This window comes from Flavobacterium maritimum (assembly GCF_040049085.1).
Lineage (GTDB): Bacteria > Bacteroidota > Bacteroidia > Flavobacteriales > Flavobacteriaceae > Flavobacterium > Flavobacterium maritimum.
Map to the genome: position 1 here is coordinate 714,286 of NZ_JBDLZY010000001.1, position 24,611 is coordinate 738,896.

Below are 24,611 nucleotides of genomic sequence, written 5' to 3' on the forward strand. Positions count from 1 at the left end.
CTATTATTTTTTTACGAAACTACAATAATTATTTGAAGTCTAGAATTCTGTACGTATTTTTGTAAACTATAAAAAATAATCATGAATTTTAAAATAAATCCAGTTTTCTTTAACACTAGTTCTGAAATTACTGATTGTATATCTAATTTTAATTTAAAAGGGACTCTTTTCGGCGATGGTAAAAGAAATAAAATAAAACTATTTGAAGTGGATGGTAAAACGGTTAATATCAAATCCTTCAAAATCCCCAACATAATTAATAAAATAGCGTACAAATATTTCAGAAAGTCAAAAGCAAGACGCTCCTTTGAATATGCATGCGCTTTATTAGAGAAAGGAATTGGTACACCAGAACCCATTGCTTATTTTGAAAATGACAGCTGGATTGGCCTGAAAGATAGTTATTATGTTAGTGAACATGTAGTTACGGAGTTAACTTTTAGAGAGTTGGTAGAGATTTCGGATTATCCGGATCATGAGAATATTTTAAGACAATTCACTAAATTTTCTTTCGATTTACATGAAAAAGGAATCGAGTTTTTAGACCATTCACCAGGAAATACGTTGATAAAGAAAGTTGCTGAAAATCAGTATGCCTTTTTTTTAGTGGATTTAAACCGAATGAATTTTCATGATTCTATGGATTTTGATTTGAGAATGAAAAATTTAAGCAGGCTTACGCCAAAAAAGGAAATGATTGCTGTTATGAGCGACGAATACGCCAAGTATTATGACCAGCCGAGCGCTTTGATTCTAGAAAAGATGTGGGGAGCTACTATTGAATTTCAAGAAAAATTTGCACAAAAACAAAGATTGAAAAAGAAATTGAAATTCTGGAAATCTTAATTATCCAATTTTATTTTTTTTAATTCCTGAAACCGTACGAAAACGCTTAACGCATTCAAATAACAGATTGTAATTCCGTTTTTGCCATCCAGAATCCCTAAACGGATAATGTATTGGTAAACAAACTGATACAATGGTCGAATGTAAAAATGAAAAAAAGAAGGCTTTGTTCCTTTATTGAATTCTTCTATTGCTTTTAATTTTCCATAATAAACCATTTTTTGCTTGTAACTGGAGTAATCTTTATAAGAAAAATGAATGAGTTTGTTTTTTAATTTGCCTGTGGTTCCGTTCACAACTAATTTTTCATGAACAATTTTTTGCAAAGTGTATTGTGCTTTTCCTTTTTTGAAAAGTCTGAAAATTTTATCAGTTTGCCAACCACTAAAGTGTAATTTGGTGTTTTTGAACATAAAAGTTCGGTAAAAATAATAGGCGGAATGGCTATCGTTTTGCTGAAGAATTTGGGCTATTTCTTTCATCAGAGCAGGAGTCAGTCTTTCATCCGCATCAAGGAAAAGAAGCCAGGGATTTGAAGCCAAACTTATAGCATAATTGCGTTGTTCAGCATAGTTTTTGAAAGGATGTTGAATAACTTTTACATTTTTAAAAGTGGAAGCTATTTCTATGGTTCGATCTGTACTAAATGAATCAACGACCAGAATCTCATTTGCAAAATTCAAATTTTCCAATACAGAAGCCATATTACCTTCCTCATTGTAAGTAATGATTAATGCCGTTAGAGGTAATTTATGCAATTGTTCTGATTCGCTATTTTGTATTGTCATTTGAAAGATTCTGATTCAAAAAAGTTTCCATTTTGTTTTTAAATAAATCGGGTGTAAATTCCTGATATAAGGAAAGAGCATTTTTTTTGAGTTCTTTCTCTGTTTTTGATGAAAATAATTCGGGTTTGAAGTCCTTTAAATGAACAGACATGTGTTGTAGTCCATCTTCAAAAGTGGCCCAGATTTTCTTTTCGATCCAAGGGGAGAAAATTATAAAAGACGGTTTTTTCAATGCTTTTGCCATATTTATAGCACCACCATCATTTCCAATAATTAAATCACATTGGTTCACTAAGGCAATAAATCCGCGTAGATCACCTCCCAATAAATCAAAATATATTTTCTTCTGGGTAGAGGGTTTACAAGCATCAAAAACGATTTTGGCATCTTCAATTTGTTTTGGAAAATAATTAAAGAGAATATTTACATCCTGATTATCGGCAATGGTATCAACTACAGTTGCCATATATTTCAAAGGATATGTTTTTAATTTTTCACTTCCCAAAAGACTGATCATGACTGTTTTTCTGTCTTTGCTAACCTGATGCTGGTCAAAAAGAGCAATTGCTTCCTGATTTTCTTTTTCGGTCACAAATAATTTTGGTAACGGGTCAATCGGTACATCTAAATGGAGGGGTTCTAATAAAGATAGTCTCCTTTCTATGGCTAAACCCAAGTTGGTTTTTGGGAATTCGGCAAAAGGAATATTGTCTGTATATAAAAAGGTACGTCCTTTCTTTTTGTAAGATATTTTTCTTTTGGCTCCGCTCAAAAAAGCAATAAGCCAACTTTCCAGTTTAGAATAAGCATCAATCAGTAAATCATATTCAGTAGATCGAATTTGGAGTGCTAATTTCAGTAATTCTTTCTTGCTTTTACGGTGTTTTTCCTGAAAAAGAATAATGTTGTTGATATTTGGATTTCCTTCAAGAACAGCTGTTGTTGCTTCGTAAACCAAATAATCAATCTGGGCATCAGGATAGGCGATACGCAGATTATTGCATATAATACTGCTTATCAGGACATCACCAATCATTTTTTGTTGTATAATCAGTATTTTCATAACATAAAAAAACCTCCCGTTTAAGGGAGGAATATACAATATTTTTTATTACAAACGAATTTAAACCGCTACGTCATATTCACGTAAAGCATTATTCAAAGAAGTTTTTAAATCTGTTGAAGGCTTACGAGTTCCAATAATCAAAGCACAAGGCACTTGGAATTCACCAGCAGCAAATTTTTTGGTATAACTTCCAGGGATAACTACAGAACGGGCAGGAACATAACCTTTCATTTCTACAGGAGTATCTCCAGTTACATCAATAATTTTTGTAGACGCTGTTAAGCAAACGTTGGCACCAAGAACAGCTTCTTTTCCTACATGAACACCTTCAACAACGATACAACGGGAACCAACAAAAGCACCGTCTTCAATAATTACCGGAGCGGCTTGTAATGGCTCAAGAACACCACCAATACCTACACCACCACTTAAATGTACATTTTTACCAATTTGAGCACAACTTCCTACTGTTGCCCAAGTATCTACCATTGTTCCTTCGTCTACATAGGCACCAATGTTTACATAACTTGGCATCAAAATAACACCGCTTGAAATGTAAGCACCGTAGCGCGCTACAGCATTAGGAACTACACGAATTCCTTTTTCTGCATAACCTCTTTTGAGTAACATTTTATCATGATATTCAAAAATTCCTGATTCTAATGTTTCCATTTTTTGAATCGGAAAATACATAACCACAGCTTTTTTTACCCATTCGTTTACTTGCCATCCATCACCTTTTGGTTCGGCAACACGTAATTTTCCCGAGTCTAATAATTCAATAACTTCTCTGATTGCATCAGTGGTAGTTGTTTCTTGTAACAAAGCTCTGTTTTCCCAAGCTTGTTCTATAATAGTTTGTAATGGATTCATGTTTAGATAATTTTTCACAAATATAATTCGATTTTTTTTAAAACAAACTCTGTTTATGTAATAGTAACATATTTATTGTTTTTGTTAAATACAGGTATTTGGGTTAATAATTTTAGAAAAGTAGCGGTCGGAATTAAGTTTTTCCTACAAAATAGTTAACTGGTTTGGATTTGTTTTTTCAAATGACAAAAATCATGTTCTGTGTTTTTAATTCTAAATACTTTTGGCCCGTATTACTGATGTATTGCAGCATCACTATTTTAATTTTAAAACAAAATCATAGTTAAAAAGTATGGATCAAAACCAGTTATTAAAAAGACCAGCAATCATTGATAAAGAAGTTTCTTGGGATAAAACTCAAGTTATTATGAGCAAAACCAATCAGTTTGGTATAATTGAGTATGCAAATGAAGTTTTTGTTGATGTTTGTGGGTATGAAGATTATGAGCTAATGGGACAACCGCACAGCATAATCAGGCATCCGGATATGCCTAAGGTTATCTTTAAAGTTTTGTGGGAAAATCTTAAATTAGGAAATAATTTTCATGCGATAGTAAAAAATCTGGCAAAGTCAGGGCGGTATTATTGGGTCATTACTGATTTTGAAGCTTCAAGAGATGAAAATGGGGAAATTGTAAACCATTTCGGAAGAAGAAGAGCGGTGCCTCAAGAGATTATATCGCTGCATATTGAGCCTTTGTATAAAAAATTATTACAAATTGAAGCTGCCAGTGGAATAGAATACAGCGAAAAATACCTGATAGGCTTTCTGGAAGAAAAAAAACGAACTTATGTTGAATACATTAAAGAGTTGATTTTTGAACATGAAAAAGCGCAACAAACGTTTCAAAAACCTGAAACTATTATAGAAGAAGAGGAAGAAGGAAGGGGCTTTTTTAGCCGATTTTTTAATAGATAGTCTTCTTTAATTTAATTTACAAAAAGTTATCATTAGTGTAAATCCGTTTCGTCTTTTCGAAACGGATTTTTTTATAATTGGGGAAACTGCTACTTTATGTATCTTTGCAAATATATTTATCAAATGCCAAGAATTCTCTCTATAGACTACGGACAAAAACGCACCGGAATTGCTGTTACCGATGAAATGCAAATTATTGCTTCGGGTTTAACAACTATTCCTTCCCAGACTGCGATTGCTTTTTTGAAAGACTATTTTGCCAAAGAAAAAGTAGAAGCAGTTCTTATAGGTGAGCCCAAGCAAATGAACGGGGAACCTTCCGAAAGCGCCTCAATTATCAAAGGATTTGTGACTCATTTTACGAACCATTTTCCGGATATGAAAGTCATTCGGGTAGATGAGCGTTTTACTTCAAAAATGGCTTTTCAAACAATGATTGACAGCGGTCTTAAAAAGAAACAACGCCAGAACAAAGCTCTTATTGATGAAATTTCAGCAACGATAATGTTGCAGGATTATTTGTCAAGGAAAACGTTTTAGGAAATCATCTTTTTTGTGATTTGGTTAAAAGACGGCATAACCACGTGAAATTTACCACTTTTTAACAATTGTTTGTTATATTTTTTGCGAAAAAATGAAGTAAATTTGCGCCTTTTAAAATTATAGTTATGCCAGATAAAACCATTCGTTCAAATTCAGAAGTTGTTCTTATAGGTGCCGGGATTATGAGCGCCACACTTGGGGTAATTTTAAAAGAGTTACAGCCAGATATTAAAATTGACATTTTTGAAAGATTAGATATTGCTGCCGCAGAAAGTTCTGATGCCTGGAATAATGCCGGGACAGGCCATTCAGCATTTTGTGAACTTAATTATACTCCTGAAAATGAAGACGGAAATATAAATCCTAAAAAAGCGATTAGTATTGCCGAGTCTTTTGAAGTATCCAGACAGTTTTGGGCTTATTTAGTGCAACAAAATAAAGTTGCTTCTCCTGAAAATTTCATTAAGAGCATACCGCACATGAGTTTTGTTTGGGGAGAGAAGAATGTAGCCTATCTTAAGAAAAGGTTTGAAACCCTACAATCCAATGCATTGTTTAAGGATATGGCTTTTAGTAATGATTTTTCCCAAATAAAAGAATGGATGCCTTTGGTTATGGAAGGCAGAGATGAATCAGGAGAATTTGCTGCCACTTCAATGGAAATTGGAACAGATGTGAATTTTGGGGAATTAACCAGAAGTATGTTCAATTATTTGACTAAATTAGAGGGCGTAACGATGCATTTTAATCACGAAGTTCGAAAAATGAAACAGCGTGAGGATAAATCTTGGAGAATAAAAATTACAGATTTGGCTTCAGGCCAAAAGAAGAAAGTATATACTAAATTTGTTTTTATTGGTGCTGGCGGTGGTTCACTACCTTTATTAGAAAAAGCAAATGTTCCGGAAGGAAAAGGGTACGGAGGATTTCCGGTAAGTGGCCAATGGTTGAAATGTACAAATCCTGAAGTGATTGCAAAACATGAAGCTAAGGTATATGGAAAAGCAAGTGTAGGAGCTCCTCCAATGTCTGTTCCTCATATTGATTCCCGAATGATAAATGGCGAAAAAGCATTGCTTTTCGGGCCTTTTGCAGGGTTTTCTACTCGTTTTTTGAAAAACGGTTCTTATTCTGATTTACCATTGTCTATAAAAGTGGATAATATCATTCCAATGGTTGTTGCGGGTTACAAAAATATTCCGCTTACTAAATATTTGATTGAGCAGGTACGACTAAAACCGAAAGACAGAATAAATGCTCTAAGAGAATATGTTCCTAATGCAAGATCTAAAGATTGGAAAATAGAAAGAGCTGGTCAAAGAGTTCAGGTAATCAAAAAAGATGAAAAAGAAGGTGGGGTTTTAGAATTTGGTACTGAGGTAATTACGACTGCAGATGGAACCTTATCCGTATTACTCGGAGCTTCTCCCGGGGCTTCAACAGCGGTCTCTATCATGATTGATTTAGTGGGCAGATGTTTTAAGGAAAAGTTGGAGACGTCTGAATGGCAGGAAAAATTAAAAATAATGATTCCTTCTTTTGGACAAACTTTAAATGACAATCCGGACTTATTAGATGAAATAAGAAAGAATACCGGAGAAGTCCTGAAATTGAATAATTAGAAAATTGTTAATAGAGATTAAGGTGCTGAATTTTAGATTTATTTCTAATTTCAGCGCCTTTTTTGATTTTAGATAATCATCAGATTTTTTGTGCTTTTTACAATGTTTTCAGACAGATTTGTAAGCCATATTAGCTGTTCAATAACCAATTGGGCTTCCTGCATTTTTAACAAAAAAGCTTCTTCATCTATTGGCTCGCCTTCTTTTAATTCGCGGGCGCGTATGTTTTTTAATTCTGTAAAACGTAGGGCCAGATCAGTTTTGGGAGAACTTTCGTTTGTAATAATTGGTTCTTCTTTCAAAATTGCTATGGCATCATCCAAATTTTTAATAACTGTATCGACCACCACATTAAAAGCTTCCGATGCGGTAGTAGTTTTGTGTGATTGAATGTACGTTCCTAATGAAGCGGATGACGATAGCAATGTGTGGTTAAGAACGGCCAGTTTGTATACTTGAGGAAGTTGTTTTTGTTTTGATTTAGGCTCTTGCGCCATCCTTTGGAAAGATGCCATCAAATTTCCAATTTCAATAAAAGCATTTTTTCTTGCCAATCGGTAAGCCGTTGAAACAGTTCCTTTCTTATTGTAAAAAATAGAGATTTCTTTCAGGTATTTTTGATTTGCTTTAATGGATTTTCTCAAATAAATCGGAATATTTAAAAATTCCCAGGAAGGCCATAAAAATTGATTGGCCAAAAAAGCTAAAGTCGCTCCAACTAGGGTGTCTAAAATTCGATATTCAATCACAGCGCCTATATTTGGAGTAAGTGTTCCATAAATAAAAACGATATACATCGTGACAAAGGTCGCACTGACTTTATAATTGGTGTGTGTGAAGGCAAATCCTAAAAGCATTGACAAAATAGCAAAAATGCTTATTGCAATATTATTATGAACAAAATAAAGAATCCCAAAAGCAATTATTCCGCCCAAAATAGTTCCGAAAATTCGATGAAATGATCGGTTTTTGGTTAAACCATAACCAGGTCGCATGATAACAACAATAGTAAGCAATATCCAATATACGTTTTGAAAGGGCAGTATTTTACTAATGACAAAGCCAATCAAAATAGTGATAGTTAGTCTCAAGGAGTGCCTGAAAAGAGTGGAGGAAAAACTTAAATTTTCAATCAGAGTACTCCACAAATAGTGTTGGGGCGTTAGAAATTTTTCTAAATCTTTATCTTTCTCCTTAAAATCCTGCGATTGTACAGCAGAAGAAAAAGCCCGTTCCACAATTTTGATTTTTTCTACTTGCTTTTCGGCATATTGCAACATGGTCGTGAGCATGAAAACTCCTTCGGAAGCAGGAATTTTGCCTAATAAATTCTCATAATCCAAAATAGCAAGCTCCAAGGCATTCAAATCTTTTATAAGATTGTGCTTAGGAATGTATTTATGTCTCTTTTTTACGCTTTTGGATAATTGTTTTAAATTCGATGCAAGATGGTATGCCAGGTTCTGATAGGTCAGTAGCACTTTAGGGTGATTACTGAATTTTAAATGTAATTTATTATGGTCGAATGAAGTCGATAATGCTAATTCCAGAATTTCTACCAAGGATACAAAAACAATAAGCAGTTTTCGGTTTTGGTTGGACGAACCGGAAGTCATATGATTATTGATAAGGACTTCTCTTATGTTTTGATGTATCGTGTTGATTTCAACCTGAAGGTGCAATTGTTTTTCTATAATCGCTTTTTTATCGGCAGCAGGAGACCAGAGATCACCTCTCAGTTTTAGATATTTCGCCGTTAATTGAATACAGTGTACCGTTTCTAATTCGACATAACGATACGGTCTGATGTAGTGGAAAATGAGAGAGATTATCAGATAAAATAAACCACCAATAAGGATTAATGCCGAATGCTGTACCATTGCCCAGCCAGTGTTTATATGTGCAAATGCTAAGGAAACAGAAAGTAATGCCGAAAAGGAAACTAATGTTGCCCGTTGTCCATAAACTGAAAGCATGGAAAGGAAAAAGATTAGTACTGCTAAAAAAGGATAAAAGATCCAAGGATAGGGATATACAATATTGATGAGCAAATTGGCCCCGGAGACCAGAAAAGCGGTAACCAATATCCCGTTGATTTTATGTTTCGGACTACTGGGGATATCGCTGGGGTAGGTAAAAAAAGCACCAAGGGCTATGATAAAACCAATTTGGAAATTACCTAAAAAAGAAAGCAATAAAACAGGAATAACAGCTGCTATTGTGATTTTTAAAGCATTGGTGAAATAAGTGCTTTCGGTAAATTTTTGGATTTGATCAATCATAAAATAGAGATTCACTGCAAAGGTAAGAATTGTACCATTTGTTTATGTAATTATCCCGTTTGATTTAAAAACTAAATTTAATTCTTCGTCATGGATAATTGAATGTCTATTTTTTTACTATTTTTGCAAACTTAAATTAAGGGTAAAAACTCTTAATTTACAGTCGATAATACTTAATACAAGAATAATGATTTTACCAATTATAGGTTATGGCGATCCAGTTTTAAGAAAAGTAGGAGAAAATCTGTCACCGGAATATCCAAACTTAAAAGAAACGATTGCTAATATGTACGAAACGATGTATAATGCGTACGGAGTTGGGCTTGCTGCACCTCAGGTAGGTCTAGCTGTTCGTTTGTTTGTCATCGATACGACACCTTTCAGTGATGATGAGGATTTGGCCGAGTCAGAACAAAAAAGTTTGAATGGGTTTAAAAGAACTTTTATCAATGCAAAAATGATAAAAGAAGAAGGAGAGGAATGGAGTTTTAACGAAGGATGTTTGAGTATTCCGGACGTTAGAGAAGATGTATATAGAAATCCAACCATTACTATTGAATATTGTGAAGAGGATTTTGTTATGAAAACCGAAGTTTTTGATGGTTTGATAGCAAGGGTAATTCAACACGAATACGATCATATTGAAGGTATTTTGTTTACAGACAAAATCTCATCACTTAAAAAACGTTTGATTCAAAAGAAATTGAAAAATATTTTGGAAGGAAAAACATTTCAGGAGTATCGAATGAAATTTTTTGGTAAAAAAGGGAGATAAAAAGATCGCGATTAGCCTACCTTGGTATGGTTTTTGGGTTTAAAGGAAAAAAATAATTGAATTCTTAATAATAATTAAACAAGCATGAATTTAGAAAAAATATTAGCCATTTCTGGGAAACCGGGTTTATATGTATTAAAAGTACAAACACGTACTGGTTTTGTTGCAGAATCATTATTAGATGGAAAAAGAATTACAGTGAACTTAAAAAGTAATGTAAGTCTATTGTCAGAGATTTCAATTTATACGCATGAAGGAGAAAAACCTTTGCCTGAAATAATGGGAAAAATTGCGGCAAAGGAAAATAAAGGTCAGGCAATTTCTCATAAAGAAGATAATGCTACTTTGGCTGCATACTTTAAAGAAATTTTACCTGATTATGATGAAGACAGAGTGTATCCTTCTGATATCAAAAAAGTTTTGAACTGGTATAATATTCTTCAAAATAAAGGATTGGTTACGGATGAGGCTCCTGCAGCAGAAAGCACTGAAGTATCAGTTGCAGCAGAAGAGACTGTTGTTGAAAAACCAAAAAAAGCAAAAGCTAAAAAAGCATAAATTCTGCTTTACAAGTTATATTTAATCCTGTTAAGATGATTTCTTGACAGGATTTTTTTATTTTTACAAAAACCAAAAAACGCAATGAACTCAAGAACACTTCAACTTCAGGCTTTTGAAAGATTATTAGATATTATGGATGATTTGCGTGAGAAATGTCCCTGGGACAAGAAGCAAACCATGCAGACTCTGCGTCATCTCACCATAGAGGAAACCTACGAATTAGGAGATGCAATTTTAGACAATGATTTAAACGAAGTCAAAAAAGAGTTAGGCGATTTGTTATTGCATATTGTTTTTTATGCTAAAATTGGAAGCGAAACGAATGATTTTGATATGGCTGATGTGTGTAATGAGATTTGCGAAAAACTGATCCACCGTCATCCTCACATTTATAGTGATGTTGTAGTAAAAGACGAAGAAGAAGTAAAACAAAATTGGGAGAAACTGAAACTAAAAGAAGGTAAAAAGTCCGTTTTGGAAGGTGTTCCTAAAAGCTTACCTGCGCTAGTTAAAGCGAGTAGGATTCAGGATAAAGTGAAAGGTGTTGGATTTGACTGGGAAGAACCGCATCAGGTGTGGGACAAAGTACAGGAAGAATTGCAGGAATTGCAAGTGGAGGTCGAAACTGGGAATCAGGATAAAATAGAAGCCGAGTTTGGAGATGTACTGTTCTCTATGATTAATTATGCGCGATTTCTGGATGTAAATCCTGAAGATGCCTTAGAACGAACTAATAAAAAATTTATTAAACGTTTCCAATATTTGGAAAGTAAGGCAGAGGAGCTAGGAAAGCCACTGATGGATATGACGTTGGCCGAAATGGATGTTTTTTGGAACGAAGCAAAGAAGTTGTAATATACTTTTTGCTTCATTTCAGAAGAGATATTGATTAATCGGCTATCTTTTTGAGCTTATTGATATCTTTCAAAATAATTTTTTTACCAGACAATTCAATTAATCCCAGTTTATTAAAATCAGATAATAAACGAATACAACTTTCTGTAGCTGTTCCGATCATGCTTGCTAATTCATCTCTTGAAAGTTGTACTTTTAAGGTATTGTCATCGTTTTTTCCGAAAGTGTCCAATAGGTAAAGCAAGGTTTCAGCCAGTCTTTCTTTTACGGTTTTTTGGGCCATATTAACCATATGATCATCAGCATCTTTCAAGTCACCACAGATAGTCTTCATTACATTCATGGAGAATTGATTGTTTTTATCGAAGAATCCCATAACTTCTGTTTTTGGAATAAAACAAACTTCCATGTCTTCAAGTGCTACTGCTGTCAAGTTTACTGGTTCGTCACTAATCATAGAACGTTGTCCAAGTAATTCTCCTTTTTTAATTAGTTTAACGATATGATCTTTTCCGTTTGGACTCAATTTGGTTAGTTTGCAAATACCATCTTTTACACAATAAATGCCATTGATGGTTTCGCCTTCTTCAAAAATCACTTCTCCCTTTTTAACGGTATGCGATGTTTTACAATCGGAAAGTTTTACTAACTCGTCTTTATTGAGTGCTTTCAAAGAGCTGAATTCTCTGACGATACATTGTTCACATTTGCTCATAATAAAAAAAGGGCTTAATTAGTTCTGCAAATTTAAGCATTTATATGACAAATGTCATATTTTTAACTTATTCAATTTGTAATCTTTGTAGCAGGTAAAATGAGCAAATATATGGACACATCAAACTGTTTCCATTGTGGTTTAGATATTGTAAAAACAGAACAAATTATTTTTGACGAAAAAGAATTTTGTTGCACGGGTTGTAAAACCGTCTATGAAATTTTTAGTCTCAATGATATGACTTGCTATTATGATTTTGAAAAATCACCTGGAGCAACCCCCTTAGATATTAATGGTAAATATGATTTTTTAGACAATGAAAATATTGTTTCAAAACTTTTGGAATTCAAAGAGAGTGCAACGGCTATTGTTTCACTTAGCATTCCTCATATTCATTGTAGCTCGTGTATTTGGATTTTGGAAAATCTACAACGTCTTCAAAAAGGAATAAATACCTCTCAAGTTAATTTTCCCCAAAAGAAAGTACGAATTACATATAATCCCGAAACGGTTTCACTCAAAGATATTGTTTATCTCTTGAGTTCTATTGGCTATGAACCTTACATAAGTCTGGAGAACTATGAGACAGGTAAAGATAATGTTGATCGAAGTCTGACCTATAAATTGGGTGTGGCATTCTTTTGTTTCGGAAATATTATGTTACTATCATTTCCGGAGTATTTTGAGGTTAAAGAATATTGGTTGGATCAATACCGTGGATTTTTTCGTTGGTTGATTTTTGCCTTATCCTTGCCAAGTTTTTTATATTCGGCTAGTGGATATTATGTGTCGGCATATAAAAGTATCAAATCAAAAATGCTCAATATTGATATTCCTATCGCTTTAGGGATCGTAGTGATGTTTGTGCGAAGCACCGTAGATATTCTTATGGATTATGGTTCTGGCTTTTTTGATAGTTTGACAGGTTTGATTTTCTTCATGCTTTTGGGTAAAATGTTCCAAATCAAAACCTATAGTTTTTTAAGTTTTGAAAGAGATTTTAAATCTTATTTTCCTATTGCTATAACCAAAATCAATTCTGATACTTCAGAAGAGAGTGTTCCTGTTTACGATATTCAAAAAGGAGATCGCCTGTTAATCAGAAACCAAGAACTTATTCCTGTTGATGGAATATTAATGTCGGAAAAAGCTGAGATTGATTATAGTTTCGTTACTGGAGAAGCTATTCCAATAACAAAACAATCTGGAGATAAGATATTTGCAGGTGGTAAACAGATTGGTAAAGTGATTGAAATGGAAGTTTTGCATTCGGTTTCCCAAAGTTACTTAACTCAATTGTGGAGCAATGATGTTTTTCAAAAAAATGTAGAGCAAAAACATAAAAACATAACTGATCGAATTTCCCGTTATTTTACACCAATATTGTTGCTGATTGCTTTTGCGGGATTTGGCTATTGGATTTTTATTGATGCTAATACAGCTTTCAATGTTTTTACTGCAGTGCTCATCGTAGCTTGTCCTTGTGCTTTGGCACTAACCGCACCATTTACAACGGGGAATGTCTTACGTATTTTAGGAAAACAGAAATTCTATCTTAAAAACGCTCTGGTCATCGAACAATTGGCGAAAGTGGATACCATCGTATTTGACAAAACAGGAACTATCACCACTAATAAAAAATCAAATATTTCATATGAAGGAAAAGTTCTTTCAGAGGAGAATCTTTTGATTGTGAAAAATGTGCTTCGAGCTTCCAATCACCCCTTGAGTAGAATGTTATATGATTTTTTGCCTGATGGTAAAAAGATTAAGATTAGTGATTTTGAAGAAATTACGGGTAAAGGAATTAAAGCTCAGGTAAATGGGATTTCTATTTTAATTGGCTCTGACCATTTTGTAGGCTTGTATGATGAAGATGATATACAACAAACTTCGGTTCACATAAAAATCAATGAAACTTATTTTGGAAAATACATTTTCAATAATCAATATAGAGAGGGGTTGGCCTCGCTTTTTGAGAAATTAAGCGTGAACTATGAGATCAAAGTTTTATCGGGAGATAATGAAGGCGAACTTTCTACTTTGGAAGCACTTTTGCCTAATGGGACGGAATTGATTTTTAATCAAAAGCCAGAACAGAAATTGGAGTTTATCAAAAGGTTGCAAAAAGAAGGTAAAAATGTCATGATGGTTGGTGACGGACTAAATGACGCTGGGGCTTTGGCGCAAAGTAATGTTGGTATTTCAATTTCAGAAAATGTCAATGTTTTTTCTCCGGCTTGTGATGCTATTTTGGATGCAAATGAGTTTCAGAAGCTAGATTATTTTTTGAAATTATCGAAAAAAGCCATTACAACGATCAAAATGAGCTTTACACTCTCATTATTATACAATGTTGTTGGATTGTCATTTGCTGTTATGGGAAATCTGTTACCATTGGTTGCAGCTATTATTATGCCGCTGAGTACCATCACTATAGTGAGTTTTGTAACTGTTATGAGTAATTATTACGCGAGCAAAAAATAAGGGATAAAGGAGTTTTTTGTATTAAATTTTTGCATAAATTTAACATTAGCTCAGAATCATGATAAATGTCATTTTTTTTGAGAACGTGTAAAAGTATTTTTGTTTAATATAATTTTAGGTATGAGTGTCATTTATTTATTAATCTCCATTAGTATACTGGTTGCTATTGGCTTTTTTATTGCGTTCATAAGAGCAGTAAAAACAGGTCAGTATGACGATGATTATACGCCATCTGTCAGAATGCTTTTTGACGATGAACTCAAAATTGAAAATCCAAAATCAATACAAACAACAGAAGAAAAACAAATTTAAACTATGGAAATGCAACAATTTTATTACGACAACAAAATTGTAAAGAAATTCATTTACGCCACGATTGTTTTTGGTGTAGTGGGGATGTTAGTTGGACTTATTCTGGCTACGATGTTTCTTTTTCCAAACATGACCGACGGGATTTCGTGGTTGAGTTTTGGTAGATTGAGACCTTTACACACTAATGCAGTTATTTTTGCCTTTGTAGGAAACGCTATGTTTGCAGGGGTTTATTACTCTTTACAAAGATTATTAAAAGCTAGGATGTTTAGCGACTTTTTAAGTAATCTGAATTTTTGGGGATGGCAATTAATTATTGTTGCAGCTGCAGTTTCATTACCATTAGGATATAGTACTTCAAAAGAATATGCCGAATTAGAATGGCCAATAGATATTGCTATTGCATTAATTTGGGTAGTATTTGGTATCAATATGATTGGAACCATGATAAAAAGAAGAGAACGACACTTATATGTTGCTATTTGGTTTTACCTGGCTACGTTTGTAACTGTTGCAGTTTTACATATTTTTAATAGTTTGGCTTTACCGGTTTCCGGAATGAAAAGTTATTCTGTATATGCAGGAGTTCAAGATGCTTTAGTGCAATGGTGGTATGGTCATAATGCAGTGGCATTTTTCTTAACGACTCCGTTTTTAGGATTGATGTATTATTTTGTGCCAAAAGCAGCTAATCGTCCTGTATATTCTTATAGATTATCAATTATACACTTCTGGTCATTAATCTTTATTTACATTTGGGCTGGACCACACCACTTATTGTATTCTGCTTTACCTACTTGGGCACAGAATTTAGGAGTTGTATTCTCAATTATGTTGATTGCTCCATCTTGGGGAGGTATGATCAACGGACTTTTAACTCTTAGAGGTGTTTGGGATAAAGTTCGTGTTGAACCAGTTTTAAAATTCTTTGTTGTAGCAATTACAGGTTATGGTATGGCTACTTTCGAAGGACCAATGTTGTCTCTTAAAAATGTAAATGCTATTGCGCATTATACAGACTGGATTATTGCTCACGTTCACGTTGGAGCATTAGCATGGAACGGTTTTATGGCCTTTGGTATGATTTACTGGTTGATACCACGAATGACAAAAACTACTTTGTATTCTACCAAATTAGCGAATTTACACTTCTGGATAGGGACTTTAGGAATTATATTATATGCTCTTCCGATGTATGTTGCTGGATTTTTACAGGCTTCTATGTGGAAACAGTTTAATCCGGACGGAACTTTAACATATGGAAATTTCCTTGAAACGGTAACTCAGATTATGCCAATGTATTGGATGAGAGCTATTGGAGGTTCTATGTATCTGGTAGGAATGTTTGTTTTGGTTTACAATATTATTCAAACGGTAAGAGCAGGTTCAGAAATTGAAGATGAATTAGCTGAGGCACCAGAATTACAAAAAATTAGCAGTGGAAGAATCAAAGGAGAAAAATTCCACCCTTGGTTAGAAAGAAAGCCTATTCAGTTGACTATTTTGGCAACAGTTGCGATTTTAATTGGCGGAGTTATTCAAATTGTACCAACAATTATGGTAAAATCAAATATCCCTACAATTACAAGTGTAAAACCATATTCTCCACTAGAGTTGGAAGGTCGTGATTTATACATTCGTGAAGGTTGTGTGGGATGTCACTCTCAATCTGTTCGTCCTTTCCGTAGTGAGGTTGAAAGATATGGTCCTCAATCTAAAGCGGGTGAATTTGTTTATGATCATCCATTCCTTTGGGGATCCAAACGTACTGGACCTGATTTGTTAAGAGTAGGTGGAAAATACAATGATAACTGGCATTTTAACCATTTCTGGAACCCGCAAAGTATTTCTGCAGGGTCAATTATGCCGGGATACAAATGGTTATTTGATAATAAACCAATGGATACTTCCACAACTCAAACCAAAATGGAAACTATGGTTAGTTTAGGTGTTCCTTATTCTGACGCACAAGTTGCAAATGCTCAGAAAGATTTAAGAGCACAGGCAATCCAAATTGAAGAAAGCCTTAAAAATGACCCTGATTTTGTAAAAAGTTACGAGGACAGTAAGAAAAAAGCACAAGCAAGAGGTGAAAAATTTGTTCCAATGAACGAAAGGGAAATTGTTGCTATTATTGCATACATTCAAAGGCTGGGAACTGACATTAAAGTAAAAGATAATTAATAATAATAGTTATGTTCGAACAAATAAAACACAATATGGAGACTATTGCAGGAGTTGCGATATATCCGATACTATCGTTATTAATCTTCTTTTTGTTTTTTGTTGGGCTAGGTCTATGGGTCTTCTCCTATAAGAAAGAAAAAATTGATGAGATGAGTCAAATCCCATTGAATGACAATCAAATAGTATAATTTTTTAAAAATTTAGAAAATGAAAAAATTAATCCCTGTATATGTTAGAGTTCCGCTTATTTTCTTTGCTGTTTTTGCAGCAATGGAATATTTTATAGACTCTGGTGATCGTCCAGCTTTTATAAAATTTCCGATGGTTTCACTTTTCTTATTTGTGTTTCTCTTTCTTTTGATAGCGGTTGAGATTACGATAAGTGCCATTGATAAAATTACGTATCAGTTATTGACGGACGAGCAAAAAGCAAAACTTGCTAAGGCTAATTCGGCTGGTTTTAAAGAAAGTCAGTGGTATGAAAAACTAATGAAAAGTTTAACCAAATCTGAGCCAATCGAAAATGAAGGGCAGTTATTGTTAGATCATGATTATGATGGCATCAAGGAACTTGACAATAATTTACCGCCATGGTGGGTATATTTATTCTATGCTTGTGTTGTATTTGCAGTAGTTTACCTTGTCCGTTTTGAGATTATGGGAGCGGATGACCAAGAAATGGAACTTAAAAAGGAAATGGCTCAAGCTAAGATTGAAGTAGCCGAATATATGAAGACTGCACCGGATTTAATGGATGAAAAGACAGTTACATTATTGACAGACGCAGCTGCTTTAGCAGAAGGTAAAACCATTTTTGAAACGAATTGCGCTGCTTGTCACAGAGCGGATGCTGGAGGACAGATTGGGCCAAATTTAACAGACGACCAATGGATTTTAGGTGGTGGAATTAAAAATTTGTTTCATACCATTAATAATGGTGGACGTGACGGAAAGGGTATGATAGCCTGGAAAGGTACGCTGAAACCAAAAGAAATGCAGAAGGTTGCCAGTTATATAATTTCATTAAAAGGCAGTAATCCAGTAGATCCAAAAGCTCCAGAAGGGGAAGTATGGGTTGATGATGCTGCAGCAAAATAAAAAAATGAAAGACCAACTTCTTTACTGAAGTTGGTCTTTAAAATAATAAACAAATGTCAAAATTACCGGACGAAGCTTTTAGAGATACCATTGGAACGATTGATGAGAAGGGACACAGAAAAGTTATTTTTCCTAAAAAACCCTCTGGTCGGTTTTATGATTATAGAAAGTGGGTTAGTTATTTTTTATTAATTGTACTTATCGTTAATCCATTTTTAAAGATTAATGGTAATCAGTTCATGATGTTCAATGTTTTGGAACGTCGATTTAATATTTTTGGATTTCCATTTTGGCCTCAAGATTTTTACTTGTTTGTTCTTTTCATGATTGTCGGGGTAGTTTTCATTATTCTTTTTACGGTGATTTTTGGAAGGATTTTTTGTGGATGGATTTGTCCCCAAACTATATTTCTCGAAATGGTTTTCCGCCGAATCGAGTATTGGATTGAAGGCGATCGTGGCGCACAAATTCGTTTGAGCAAACAAGAATGGAATGCTGAAAAAATCAGAAAGAAAGGAATCAAATGGTTTATTTTCTTAATTATCTCCTTTTTTATTGCGAACATTTTTTTAGCCTATTTAATTGGAAGTGACGAGTTGCTTAAAATGATTGAAGAAGGTCCGGCGAGCAATACCAGTACACTAATTGCCTTGCTGATTTTTACTGCAGTTTTTTATTTTGTCTTTGTTTGGTTTAGAGAGCAGGTTTGTATTATTGCTTGTCCCTATGGAAGATTGCAAGGCGTTTTATTGGACAATAAATCAATAAATGTAGCCTATGACTTTGTTAGAGGAGAAAAAGAGATTGGTAGAGCTAAATTCAATAAGCAAGAAGACAGAGCAGCTTCAGGTAAGGGAGATTGCATTGATTGTAAACAATGTGTCAATGTTTGTCCAACGGGAATTGACATCCGAAACGGTACACAATTAGAGTGCGTAAATTGTACGGCTTGTATTGATGAATGTGATGTTATTATGGAAAGTGTCGGATTACCTAAAGGTCTTATTCGATATGCTTCTGAGGATGAAATTGAAAAAAAATCCAAGTTCAAATTCACAGGAAGAATGAAAGGCTATACAGCTATATTAGTTATTCTAATCGGAATTTTGGTGGGGATGTTGTTTTTAAGAACAGAAGTAGAAGCGTCTATTTTGAGATTACCTGGTCAATTGTTCCAACATAAAGGGGAAAACATCAGTAATATTTATACTTTTAAAATTATCAATAAGACTAATAATGATTTTGAAGATATTCATTTCAAATTAGTTGGAATAAAAGGAACTTTAAAATTGGTTGGAAACCAAGATGTAAAAGTACCTAAGCAAGGTATGAGTAGTGGTACTTTGTTTATCGAGATCAATCAATACTTATTGGAAAGTGATAAGACAAAAGTGCAAATTGATGTATATAACGGCAACGAAAAAATTGAAACTACTTCGACAAATTTTTTAAGTCCTAGAAGTTTTGACTAATTAAAGATAAATTTTTAAATAAGAAATAATGAAAATCAATTGGGGAACTGGAATTGTAATCGCATTTGCATTATTTATGACCTTCATTTTGTATTTTGTTTTTACAGTACAATCGGATTCCAAATACGATAATGATTTGGTCGTTGAGGAATATTATAAACATGATGCTCATTTTGGAGACGAAATGATTAGGGTACAAAACGCCCATGATTTAGCTCAAAAACCTACAATAACTGTTACCTCAGAAGGAATTTTAGTTTCTTTCCCCGAAGTATTTGTTGCAGAAAAAATTAAAGGTAATATGTCCCTTTACAGACCGTCTAACAAAAAGCTGGATTTCGAAGTTCCGATTTCGCTTTCTGGTTCCACTTTGCTCATACCTAAAAAAAGTTTGGTAGACGGTCGCTGGGATATTAATATGGAATGGCAATATGACGGAAAATCCTATTTAACAAAAGAAATTGTTTATATAAAATAAACTTAAATAATGTTTTATACAGCTTTCATTTTTGGTTTAATAAGTAGTTTGCACTGTATAGGTATGTGTGGACCAATTGCCTTGATGTTACCTGTAGACAGGAATAATCCTGTAAAAAAAACAACTCAAATTATTACCTATCATTTAGGAAGATTATTTGCCTATGGTACAATTGGACTTATTTTTGGTTTAATTGGAAAAGGATTTTTCTTAGCAGGAATGCAACAGAAACTTTCCATATTTATCGGGATTTCAATAATTGTTGTCATTTTAATACCTGAGAGGATTTTTGCTCGGTATAATTTTTCAAAACCTGTTTTTAAAGTGATTTCTAAAATCAAAACGAAGTTAGGCAGTCAGTTTAAAAATAGAAGTTATAAATCACTTTTTACAATCGGATTGCTTAATGGTTTTTTACCTTGCGGAATGGTTTACGTAGCTTTATTTGGAGCTATTGCCATGCAAAGTGCCGGTTTTGGTGTCTTGTATATGGTGTTATTCGGGTTAGGAACAGTACCGTTGATGAGTAGCGTCGTTTATCTCAATTCTTTTCTGACTATTCCTGTTCGAAATAAAATTCAAAAAGCGATTCCATACGTTGGAGTATTAATTGGAGTCTTATTTATTCTGCGTGGGCTGGGATTGGGAATTCCTTATGTTTCTCCTACAAATATGAGCTTATTTGTACAGGAAAATCCAAATTGTCATTAAAGTATAATTGGTTCTTTTGTTCATCTAATTATAGAGTAAGAAAACCTGATTTATGCAGCGAATTTCCTGAATGGCAGAAAAATATTAGCATATTAAATAAGAAAAGCACACTGGTTCTAGTGTGCTTTTCTTATTTAAGTAGACGATAAATTATATTTTGTTAAACTGTCATCGAAAATAAGGCTGTTTCAGGAGCTTTACGTTTTAAAAGCAAATCAAAAGCCATGCAAATATTACGTACGAATGGTTTTCCTTCCTCTGTAACTTGGATTCCTTCATTTTTAAAGATGAGTAAACCATCGCTTTCCATTTCTTTCAACTGGTCTAAAACTGTTGGGATTTCTTCAAAATAGGCGGATTTATCAGACCAGGAAGTTTCAAATTGGCACATTAGATTTAGAATATGTTTTCTAATTACTAGGTCTTCATCTGTCAATAAATGTCCTCTGAAAACAGGTAACTTATTCCATTCCAGAATTTGATAATAATCTTCTATTTTTTTTACATTCTGAGCAAAACTATACCAACTATCACTGATAGACGAAACACCCAATCCAATCATTAGTTTTGTTTTTGAAGAGCTATATCCCATGAAATTGCGATGCAATTTGCCGTTTTCGAAAGATTCAAATAAACTATCCGTTTTTAAAGCGAAATGATCCATACCAATTTCATGATAATCGTTTTCGTATAAAAGATGTTTTCCGGTTTCGTATAGCTGTCTCTTTTGCTCGTCTTTTGGAATATCTTCATCATTGAAGCCACGTTGACCGTTTCCTTTTATCCATGGTACGTGTGCATAGCTATAAAAGGCCAATCGATCTGGTTGTAATGATTTTGTTTTTTCGATAGTATCAATAACATCTTCAATTTCTTGAAAAGGTAATCCAAAAATAATGTCATGCCCTATCGAAGTATAACCAATTTCTCTAGCCCAAAAAGTGACTTTGGCAACATTATGAAAAGGCTGCTCGCGATGAATAGCTTTCTGCACCTTGGCGGAGTAATCTTGAACGCCAAAACTCACTCTTCGGAAACCTAAGTCATAGAGTTTTTGTAAATGGGCATGAGAGGTATTATTAGGATGGCCTTCAAAGCTAAATTCGTACTCTTTGGCTTTGTTAGCATGAGAAAGAATACCGTTGATTAAATCTTCTAAATTTTTGGTCGAAAAGAAAGTAGGGGTTCCACCGCCTAAATGAATTTCTTTTATTGTAGGCTTTTCTCCAAGTATTTTGCAATACAGAGCCCATTCTTTTAATACAGCTTCGATATACGGGCTTTCTACATCGTGATTTTTTGTGATGCGCTTGTTGCATCCACAAAAAGTACACAGACTTTCGCAAAAGGGTAGGTGTATATAAAGACTGATTCCTTCTGAATCATTACTTTCAGCAAATGATTTTTTTAAGGTTTCAATCCAAATTTCATAAGAAAAATCAGTTTCATTCCAATAAGGGACAGTAGGGTAACTGGTATATCTTGGACCTGGAACGTTGTATTTTTGTATCAGTGAATTTTTCATGGCAAAATCATTTTAATAGTCAAAAGTAACATTACTCCTAAAGATTTAAAATGATAATTATCATATTCAAAAAATACCATGTTGGCGACCTGTTATAGTAGGTAAGTAATTTAATAGTTAAGTAAGAATATAATTTTTTATGTTTTGTATCCTTTTCTTTTGTTATTTGAAGTCCTTAATAAAAATAAACTGTATTACTCATCTCATTTTCAATTAAATAAAGGACAATTGTGTCCTTTTTAGTAACTTCTTTATATTCAAATTTAAATTCTATTTTTAGGATTTTTATCTGATTTGTTTTCATTTGTTATTACCAATTTATAGGAACGAACATTATTTAATTTTGCAAAAATGAAAGTTAAATTTTTAGATTACCGGAATAGTTTATAAAAAAACCTCGAACTATAACAGTTCGAGGCTCTATCTTTTTAAAATTTAAAAATTATTCTTGCTTTAAATTTCTTAATTGTTTTAGTTTCTCTTTCCAAACATCTAAGCTTTCTTTATGAACAGCGATGTTTTTACGAACTTCTAAAACTATTGAATTTTCTTTTTTAGCATTTTTGGTATTGGTGAAAAATTGAATATTGTTTTCTAATTGAAAAATTTCATTCTGAACCTCTTCAATTTTGCGCATCAAGAAAATCTTTTCGTTATCTAATTTTCGAGTATCATTGCTTTCAGAAAGATGTCCCATTCTATTAGAAAAACGCATCATTTCAGTATCTTTTTTACTCAAACTCAATTTTTCAAAAAGAGCATCCAAAATTTTATTGAACTTGCCTTCAATATGTCTTCTAGGGAAGGGAACTTTTCCAAAGTTTTTCCAAGTTTCGATATGTAATTTGATGGCGTCTAAGTCGGTTTTATGATCTCCTGTCAATTGATATTCTCTCAATTTCTCCAAATAGGCTTTTTTATTGTCAAAAGCTTCTACTTCTTCACTGTTTTCTTCATTCTTTTGCTCTTTTAGCTTGTCAAAATAATGATTACAGGCATCTTTAAATTCTTTCCAGATTTTATCAGAATATTTTCTTGGAACATGTCCTATTTGTTTCCACTCTTCCTGAATTTGCTTCATGATAGGAGTGGTAGCTGCAAAATCAACGCTTTCTTGTAATTCTTTAGCTTTGGCAACAAGAGCTGTCTTTTTATTTAAGTTATCGGTTTGATCTTTTTTGATGTCTTTATAAAAAGAATTTTTAAAGGTGTTGAAGTTTCTGACAGCTGTTTTAAATGCTGCCCAAGTTTCTTCATTTACATCAGAAGGTACTTTTCCAGCGGAGAAAAACGCGGTACGCAAAGCTTCCACTTTTTCAATTTGAGTTAACCATTGAGAATGTGCATTAACTTTTTCAGTTGCTAAAGCCTCAATTTTTGCGATAATTTCTTTTTTCTTCTCTAAATTTTCAAGTTCTGTTCCTCTCAAATTTTCGAACAAAATTTCGCGTTTGTCATGCATTTGTTTGGTCAAGTCACTAAACTTATTCCAAATTTCATCACGGTGTTCTCTGGAAACAGGACCAATCTCTTCTTTCCAAATTCTATGTAAATCCTGCAGTTCTCGAAAAGCTTTGTTTACGTCGGCCTCTTTTATCAGTTCTTCAACACGAGCCACAATTTTTTGTTTTTGTTCTAAATTGTGTTTGAAATCTAGATCTCTTGCTTCTCTGTCTAAGTGCAAATAATCATAAAAGTTTTCAACATGAAAATGATAGTTATTCCATACGTGATTGTATTTGTCTTTTGGAATAGGTCCTGCATTTTTCCATCGTTCTCTTAAATCATTAAAATGTTTTAAGGTGTCTTTTATGTTTTCCTGTGGATTAATCAATTCTTTTAATTCCTCTACAATAGCCAATCGGTTCTCTAAATTAGTTTTTAGATTGGTTTGTAAACTCTTGAAATGTGAATTTTTTGAGTCTCTGTAAATAGAGTAAAATTTGTCAAATTGCGTTTTTAGAGGAGAATGATATTGAAATTCTTCGTTAGGGTCTTGATTTGTGGCAAGAAAGTCTTCTTTTTTCTCTTCTAAAAGGTGATTGTATTTTGCTAAAAATGCTTTTTTGATTTCTTCCACATGATCTTTTACAGACATCACTTTTTCGTTGGTCACTAAATTCTTCAGTTCTTCTACGAGTGATTCAAGAGACAATGTATCATAATCCAGCATTGGGATATCGTGACGTTCTTTCAACGTTTCATCTTCGCTTTCTGCTGCATTTGTTTCGGCAATAGCGTCAAGTACGTTTTGGTTTTCTGTTTCAAGTGGAGCAGTCGTCTCAGATAATACTTCTTTCGAATCAACTAATACTTCTTCAGATAGGGAAGTATCGTTATCACTATTTGCTGTTTCAGACAATACTGCATTTTCCAAAACAGGAGTTTCGGATTGAGTAGACTCCATCGAATCATTTGCTAAATTTCCATCTGCGGTAGGCAGGCTATCATTCTTTTCTTCTAACATTTTTTCAATGTTTAAGGTTTCTATTTTAT

General features: G+C 33.5%; 22 protein-coding genes. 15 read left to right on the forward strand and 7 right to left on the reverse strand.

What is annotated here, in order from left to right; translation table 11 throughout:
- Nucleotides 1–81: 81 nt before the first annotated feature.
- Entirely contained in the window at nt 82–846 is a 765-nt protein-coding gene (locus tag ABEB23_RS03190) for a protein kinase family protein (RefSeq protein WP_348810928.1), read from the forward strand.
- Here the strand turns inward: ABEB23_RS03190 and ABEB23_RS03195 are convergent.
- Genes ABEB23_RS03195 through ABEB23_RS03205 form a run of 3 tightly spaced genes read right to left on the reverse strand, consistent with a single transcriptional unit; the run spans nt 843 to nt 3,573 of the window.
- Nucleotides 843–1,634, reverse strand: coding sequence for a glycosyltransferase family 2 protein (locus ABEB23_RS03195; RefSeq protein WP_348810929.1), 792 nt, complete (start codon nt 1,632–1,634; stop codon nt 843–845). The two genes, ABEB23_RS03190 and ABEB23_RS03195, sit on opposite strands and share 4 nt — an antisense overlap.
- Nucleotides 1,618–2,697, reverse strand: a complete 1,080-nt coding sequence (locus ABEB23_RS03200) for a glycosyltransferase family 9 protein (protein WP_348810930.1) — start codon at nt 2,695–2,697, stop codon at nt 1,618–1,620. Before ABEB23_RS03200 ends, ABEB23_RS03195 begins: the two co-directional genes overlap by 17 nt.
- A 60-nt stretch (nt 2,698–2,757) precedes the next feature.
- Nucleotides 2,758–3,573 (reverse strand): 2,3,4,5-tetrahydropyridine-2,6-dicarboxylate N-succinyltransferase, encoded by an 816-nt coding sequence (locus ABEB23_RS03205; RefSeq protein ID WP_348810931.1) that lies wholly within the window; start codon nt 3,571–3,573, stop codon nt 2,758–2,760.
- Nucleotides 3,574–3,865: 292 nt separating this feature from the next.
- Here ABEB23_RS03205 and ABEB23_RS03210 point away from each other — a divergent pair, with 292 nt between their 5' ends.
- From ABEB23_RS03210 to ABEB23_RS03220, 3 genes are all read left to right on the forward strand, one after another.
- Complete coding sequence (locus ABEB23_RS03210) at nt 3,866–4,492, forward strand: PAS domain-containing protein (protein ID WP_348810932.1); 627 nt, start codon at nt 3,866–3,868, stop codon at nt 4,490–4,492.
- A gap of 123 nt (nt 4,493–4,615) precedes the next feature.
- The gene (gene ruvX / locus ABEB23_RS03215) at nt 4,616–5,032 is read left to right on the forward strand and encodes a Holliday junction resolvase RuvX (protein WP_348810933.1); all 417 of its coding nucleotides are present in this window, start codon (nt 4,616–4,618) and stop codon (nt 5,030–5,032) included.
- Nucleotides 5,033–5,160: 128 nt separating this feature from the next.
- The gene (locus ABEB23_RS03220; protein ID WP_348810934.1) at nt 5,161–6,657 is read left to right on the forward strand and encodes a malate:quinone oxidoreductase; all 1,497 of its coding nucleotides are present in this window, start codon (nt 5,161–5,163) and stop codon (nt 6,655–6,657) included.
- A 68-nt stretch (nt 6,658–6,725) separates the two neighbouring features.
- Here ABEB23_RS03220 and ABEB23_RS03225 read toward each other — a convergent pair whose 3' ends face one another.
- The gene (locus ABEB23_RS03225; RefSeq protein ID WP_348810935.1) at nt 6,726–8,939 is read right to left on the reverse strand and encodes an FUSC family protein; all 2,214 of its coding nucleotides are present in this window, start codon (nt 8,937–8,939) and stop codon (nt 6,726–6,728) included.
- 187 nt (nt 8,940–9,126) lie between these two features.
- On the opposite strand from ABEB23_RS03225, the gene def reads away from it, so the two are divergent.
- The 3 genes from def to mazG all read left to right on the forward strand — a co-directional run bounded on the left by def (nt 9,127) and on the right by mazG (nt 11,130).
- A complete protein-coding gene (gene def, locus ABEB23_RS03230; protein ID WP_348810936.1) occupies nt 9,127–9,714 on the forward strand; it encodes a peptide deformylase in 588 nt (195 codons plus the stop codon).
- An 84-nt stretch (nt 9,715–9,798) separates the two neighbouring features.
- Nucleotides 9,799–10,272 (forward strand): DUF5606 family protein, encoded by a 474-nt coding sequence (locus ABEB23_RS03235; RefSeq protein ID WP_348810937.1) that lies wholly within the window; start codon nt 9,799–9,801, stop codon nt 10,270–10,272.
- A gap of 84 nt (nt 10,273–10,356) precedes the next feature.
- On the forward strand, nt 10,357–11,130 hold the full coding sequence (mazG, locus tag ABEB23_RS03240; RefSeq protein ID WP_348810938.1) for a nucleoside triphosphate pyrophosphohydrolase: 774 nt from the start codon (nt 10,357–10,359) through the stop codon (nt 11,128–11,130).
- A gap of 34 nt (nt 11,131–11,164) precedes the next feature.
- Here the strand turns inward: mazG and ABEB23_RS03245 are convergent, their stop codons facing one another.
- Nucleotides 11,165–11,845 (reverse strand): Crp/Fnr family transcriptional regulator, encoded by a 681-nt coding sequence (locus ABEB23_RS03245; RefSeq protein ID WP_348810939.1) that lies wholly within the window; start codon nt 11,843–11,845, stop codon nt 11,165–11,167.
- A gap of 111 nt (nt 11,846–11,956) precedes the next feature.
- Here ABEB23_RS03245 and ABEB23_RS03250 point away from each other — a divergent pair, with 111 nt between their 5' ends.
- From ABEB23_RS03250 to ABEB23_RS03285, 8 genes are all read left to right on the forward strand, one after another.
- Nucleotides 11,957–14,332 carry a heavy metal translocating P-type ATPase gene (locus ABEB23_RS03250; RefSeq protein ID WP_348810940.1) on the forward strand — a complete coding sequence of 792 codons (2,376 nt, stop codon included), beginning with the start codon at nt 11,957–11,959 and terminating at the stop codon, nt 14,330–14,332.
- A gap of 120 nt (nt 14,333–14,452) precedes the next feature.
- On the forward strand, nt 14,453–14,644 hold the full coding sequence (gene ccoS / locus ABEB23_RS03255; protein ID WP_269684238.1) for a cbb3-type cytochrome oxidase assembly protein CcoS: 192 nt from the start codon (nt 14,453–14,455) through the stop codon (nt 14,642–14,644).
- A 3-nt stretch (nt 14,645–14,647) separates the two neighbouring features.
- Entirely contained in the window at nt 14,648–16,828 is a 2,181-nt protein-coding gene (gene ccoN / locus ABEB23_RS03260) for a cytochrome-c oxidase, cbb3-type subunit I (RefSeq protein ID WP_348810941.1), read from the forward strand.
- Between the two features lie 11 nt (nt 16,829–16,839).
- Complete coding sequence (locus ABEB23_RS03265) at nt 16,840–17,019, forward strand: CcoQ/FixQ family Cbb3-type cytochrome c oxidase assembly chaperone (RefSeq protein WP_315141231.1); 180 nt, start codon at nt 16,840–16,842, stop codon at nt 17,017–17,019.
- 19 nt (nt 17,020–17,038) lie between these two features.
- Nucleotides 17,039–17,929: a cbb3-type cytochrome c oxidase N-terminal domain-containing protein gene (locus tag ABEB23_RS03270; RefSeq protein ID WP_348810942.1), complete on the forward strand. Its 891-nt coding sequence runs from the start codon at nt 17,039–17,041 to the stop codon at nt 17,927–17,929.
- 53 nt (nt 17,930–17,982) lie between these two features.
- Nucleotides 17,983–19,401 (forward strand): cytochrome c oxidase accessory protein CcoG, encoded by a 1,419-nt coding sequence (gene ccoG, locus ABEB23_RS03275; protein WP_348810943.1) that lies wholly within the window; start codon nt 17,983–17,985, stop codon nt 19,399–19,401.
- Nucleotides 19,402–19,429: 28 nt separating this feature from the next.
- The gene (locus ABEB23_RS03280; RefSeq protein WP_348810944.1) at nt 19,430–19,879 is read left to right on the forward strand and encodes a FixH family protein; all 450 of its coding nucleotides are present in this window, start codon (nt 19,430–19,432) and stop codon (nt 19,877–19,879) included.
- A gap of 9 nt (nt 19,880–19,888) precedes the next feature.
- Nucleotides 19,889–20,590, forward strand: coding sequence for a sulfite exporter TauE/SafE family protein (locus ABEB23_RS03285; RefSeq protein ID WP_348810945.1), 702 nt, complete (start codon nt 19,889–19,891; stop codon nt 20,588–20,590).
- Nucleotides 20,591–20,750: 160 nt separating this feature from the next.
- On the opposite strand, the gene hemN is transcribed toward ABEB23_RS03285, so the two are convergent.
- The gene (gene hemN, locus ABEB23_RS03290; protein WP_348810946.1) at nt 20,751–22,115 is read right to left on the reverse strand and encodes an oxygen-independent coproporphyrinogen III oxidase; all 1,365 of its coding nucleotides are present in this window, start codon (nt 22,113–22,115) and stop codon (nt 20,751–20,753) included.
- Between the two features lie 442 nt (nt 22,116–22,557).
- Entirely contained in the window at nt 22,558–24,582 is a 2,025-nt protein-coding gene (locus ABEB23_RS03295) for a DUF349 domain-containing protein (RefSeq protein WP_348810947.1), read from the reverse strand.
- Nucleotides 24,583–24,611 lie beyond the last annotated feature (29 nt).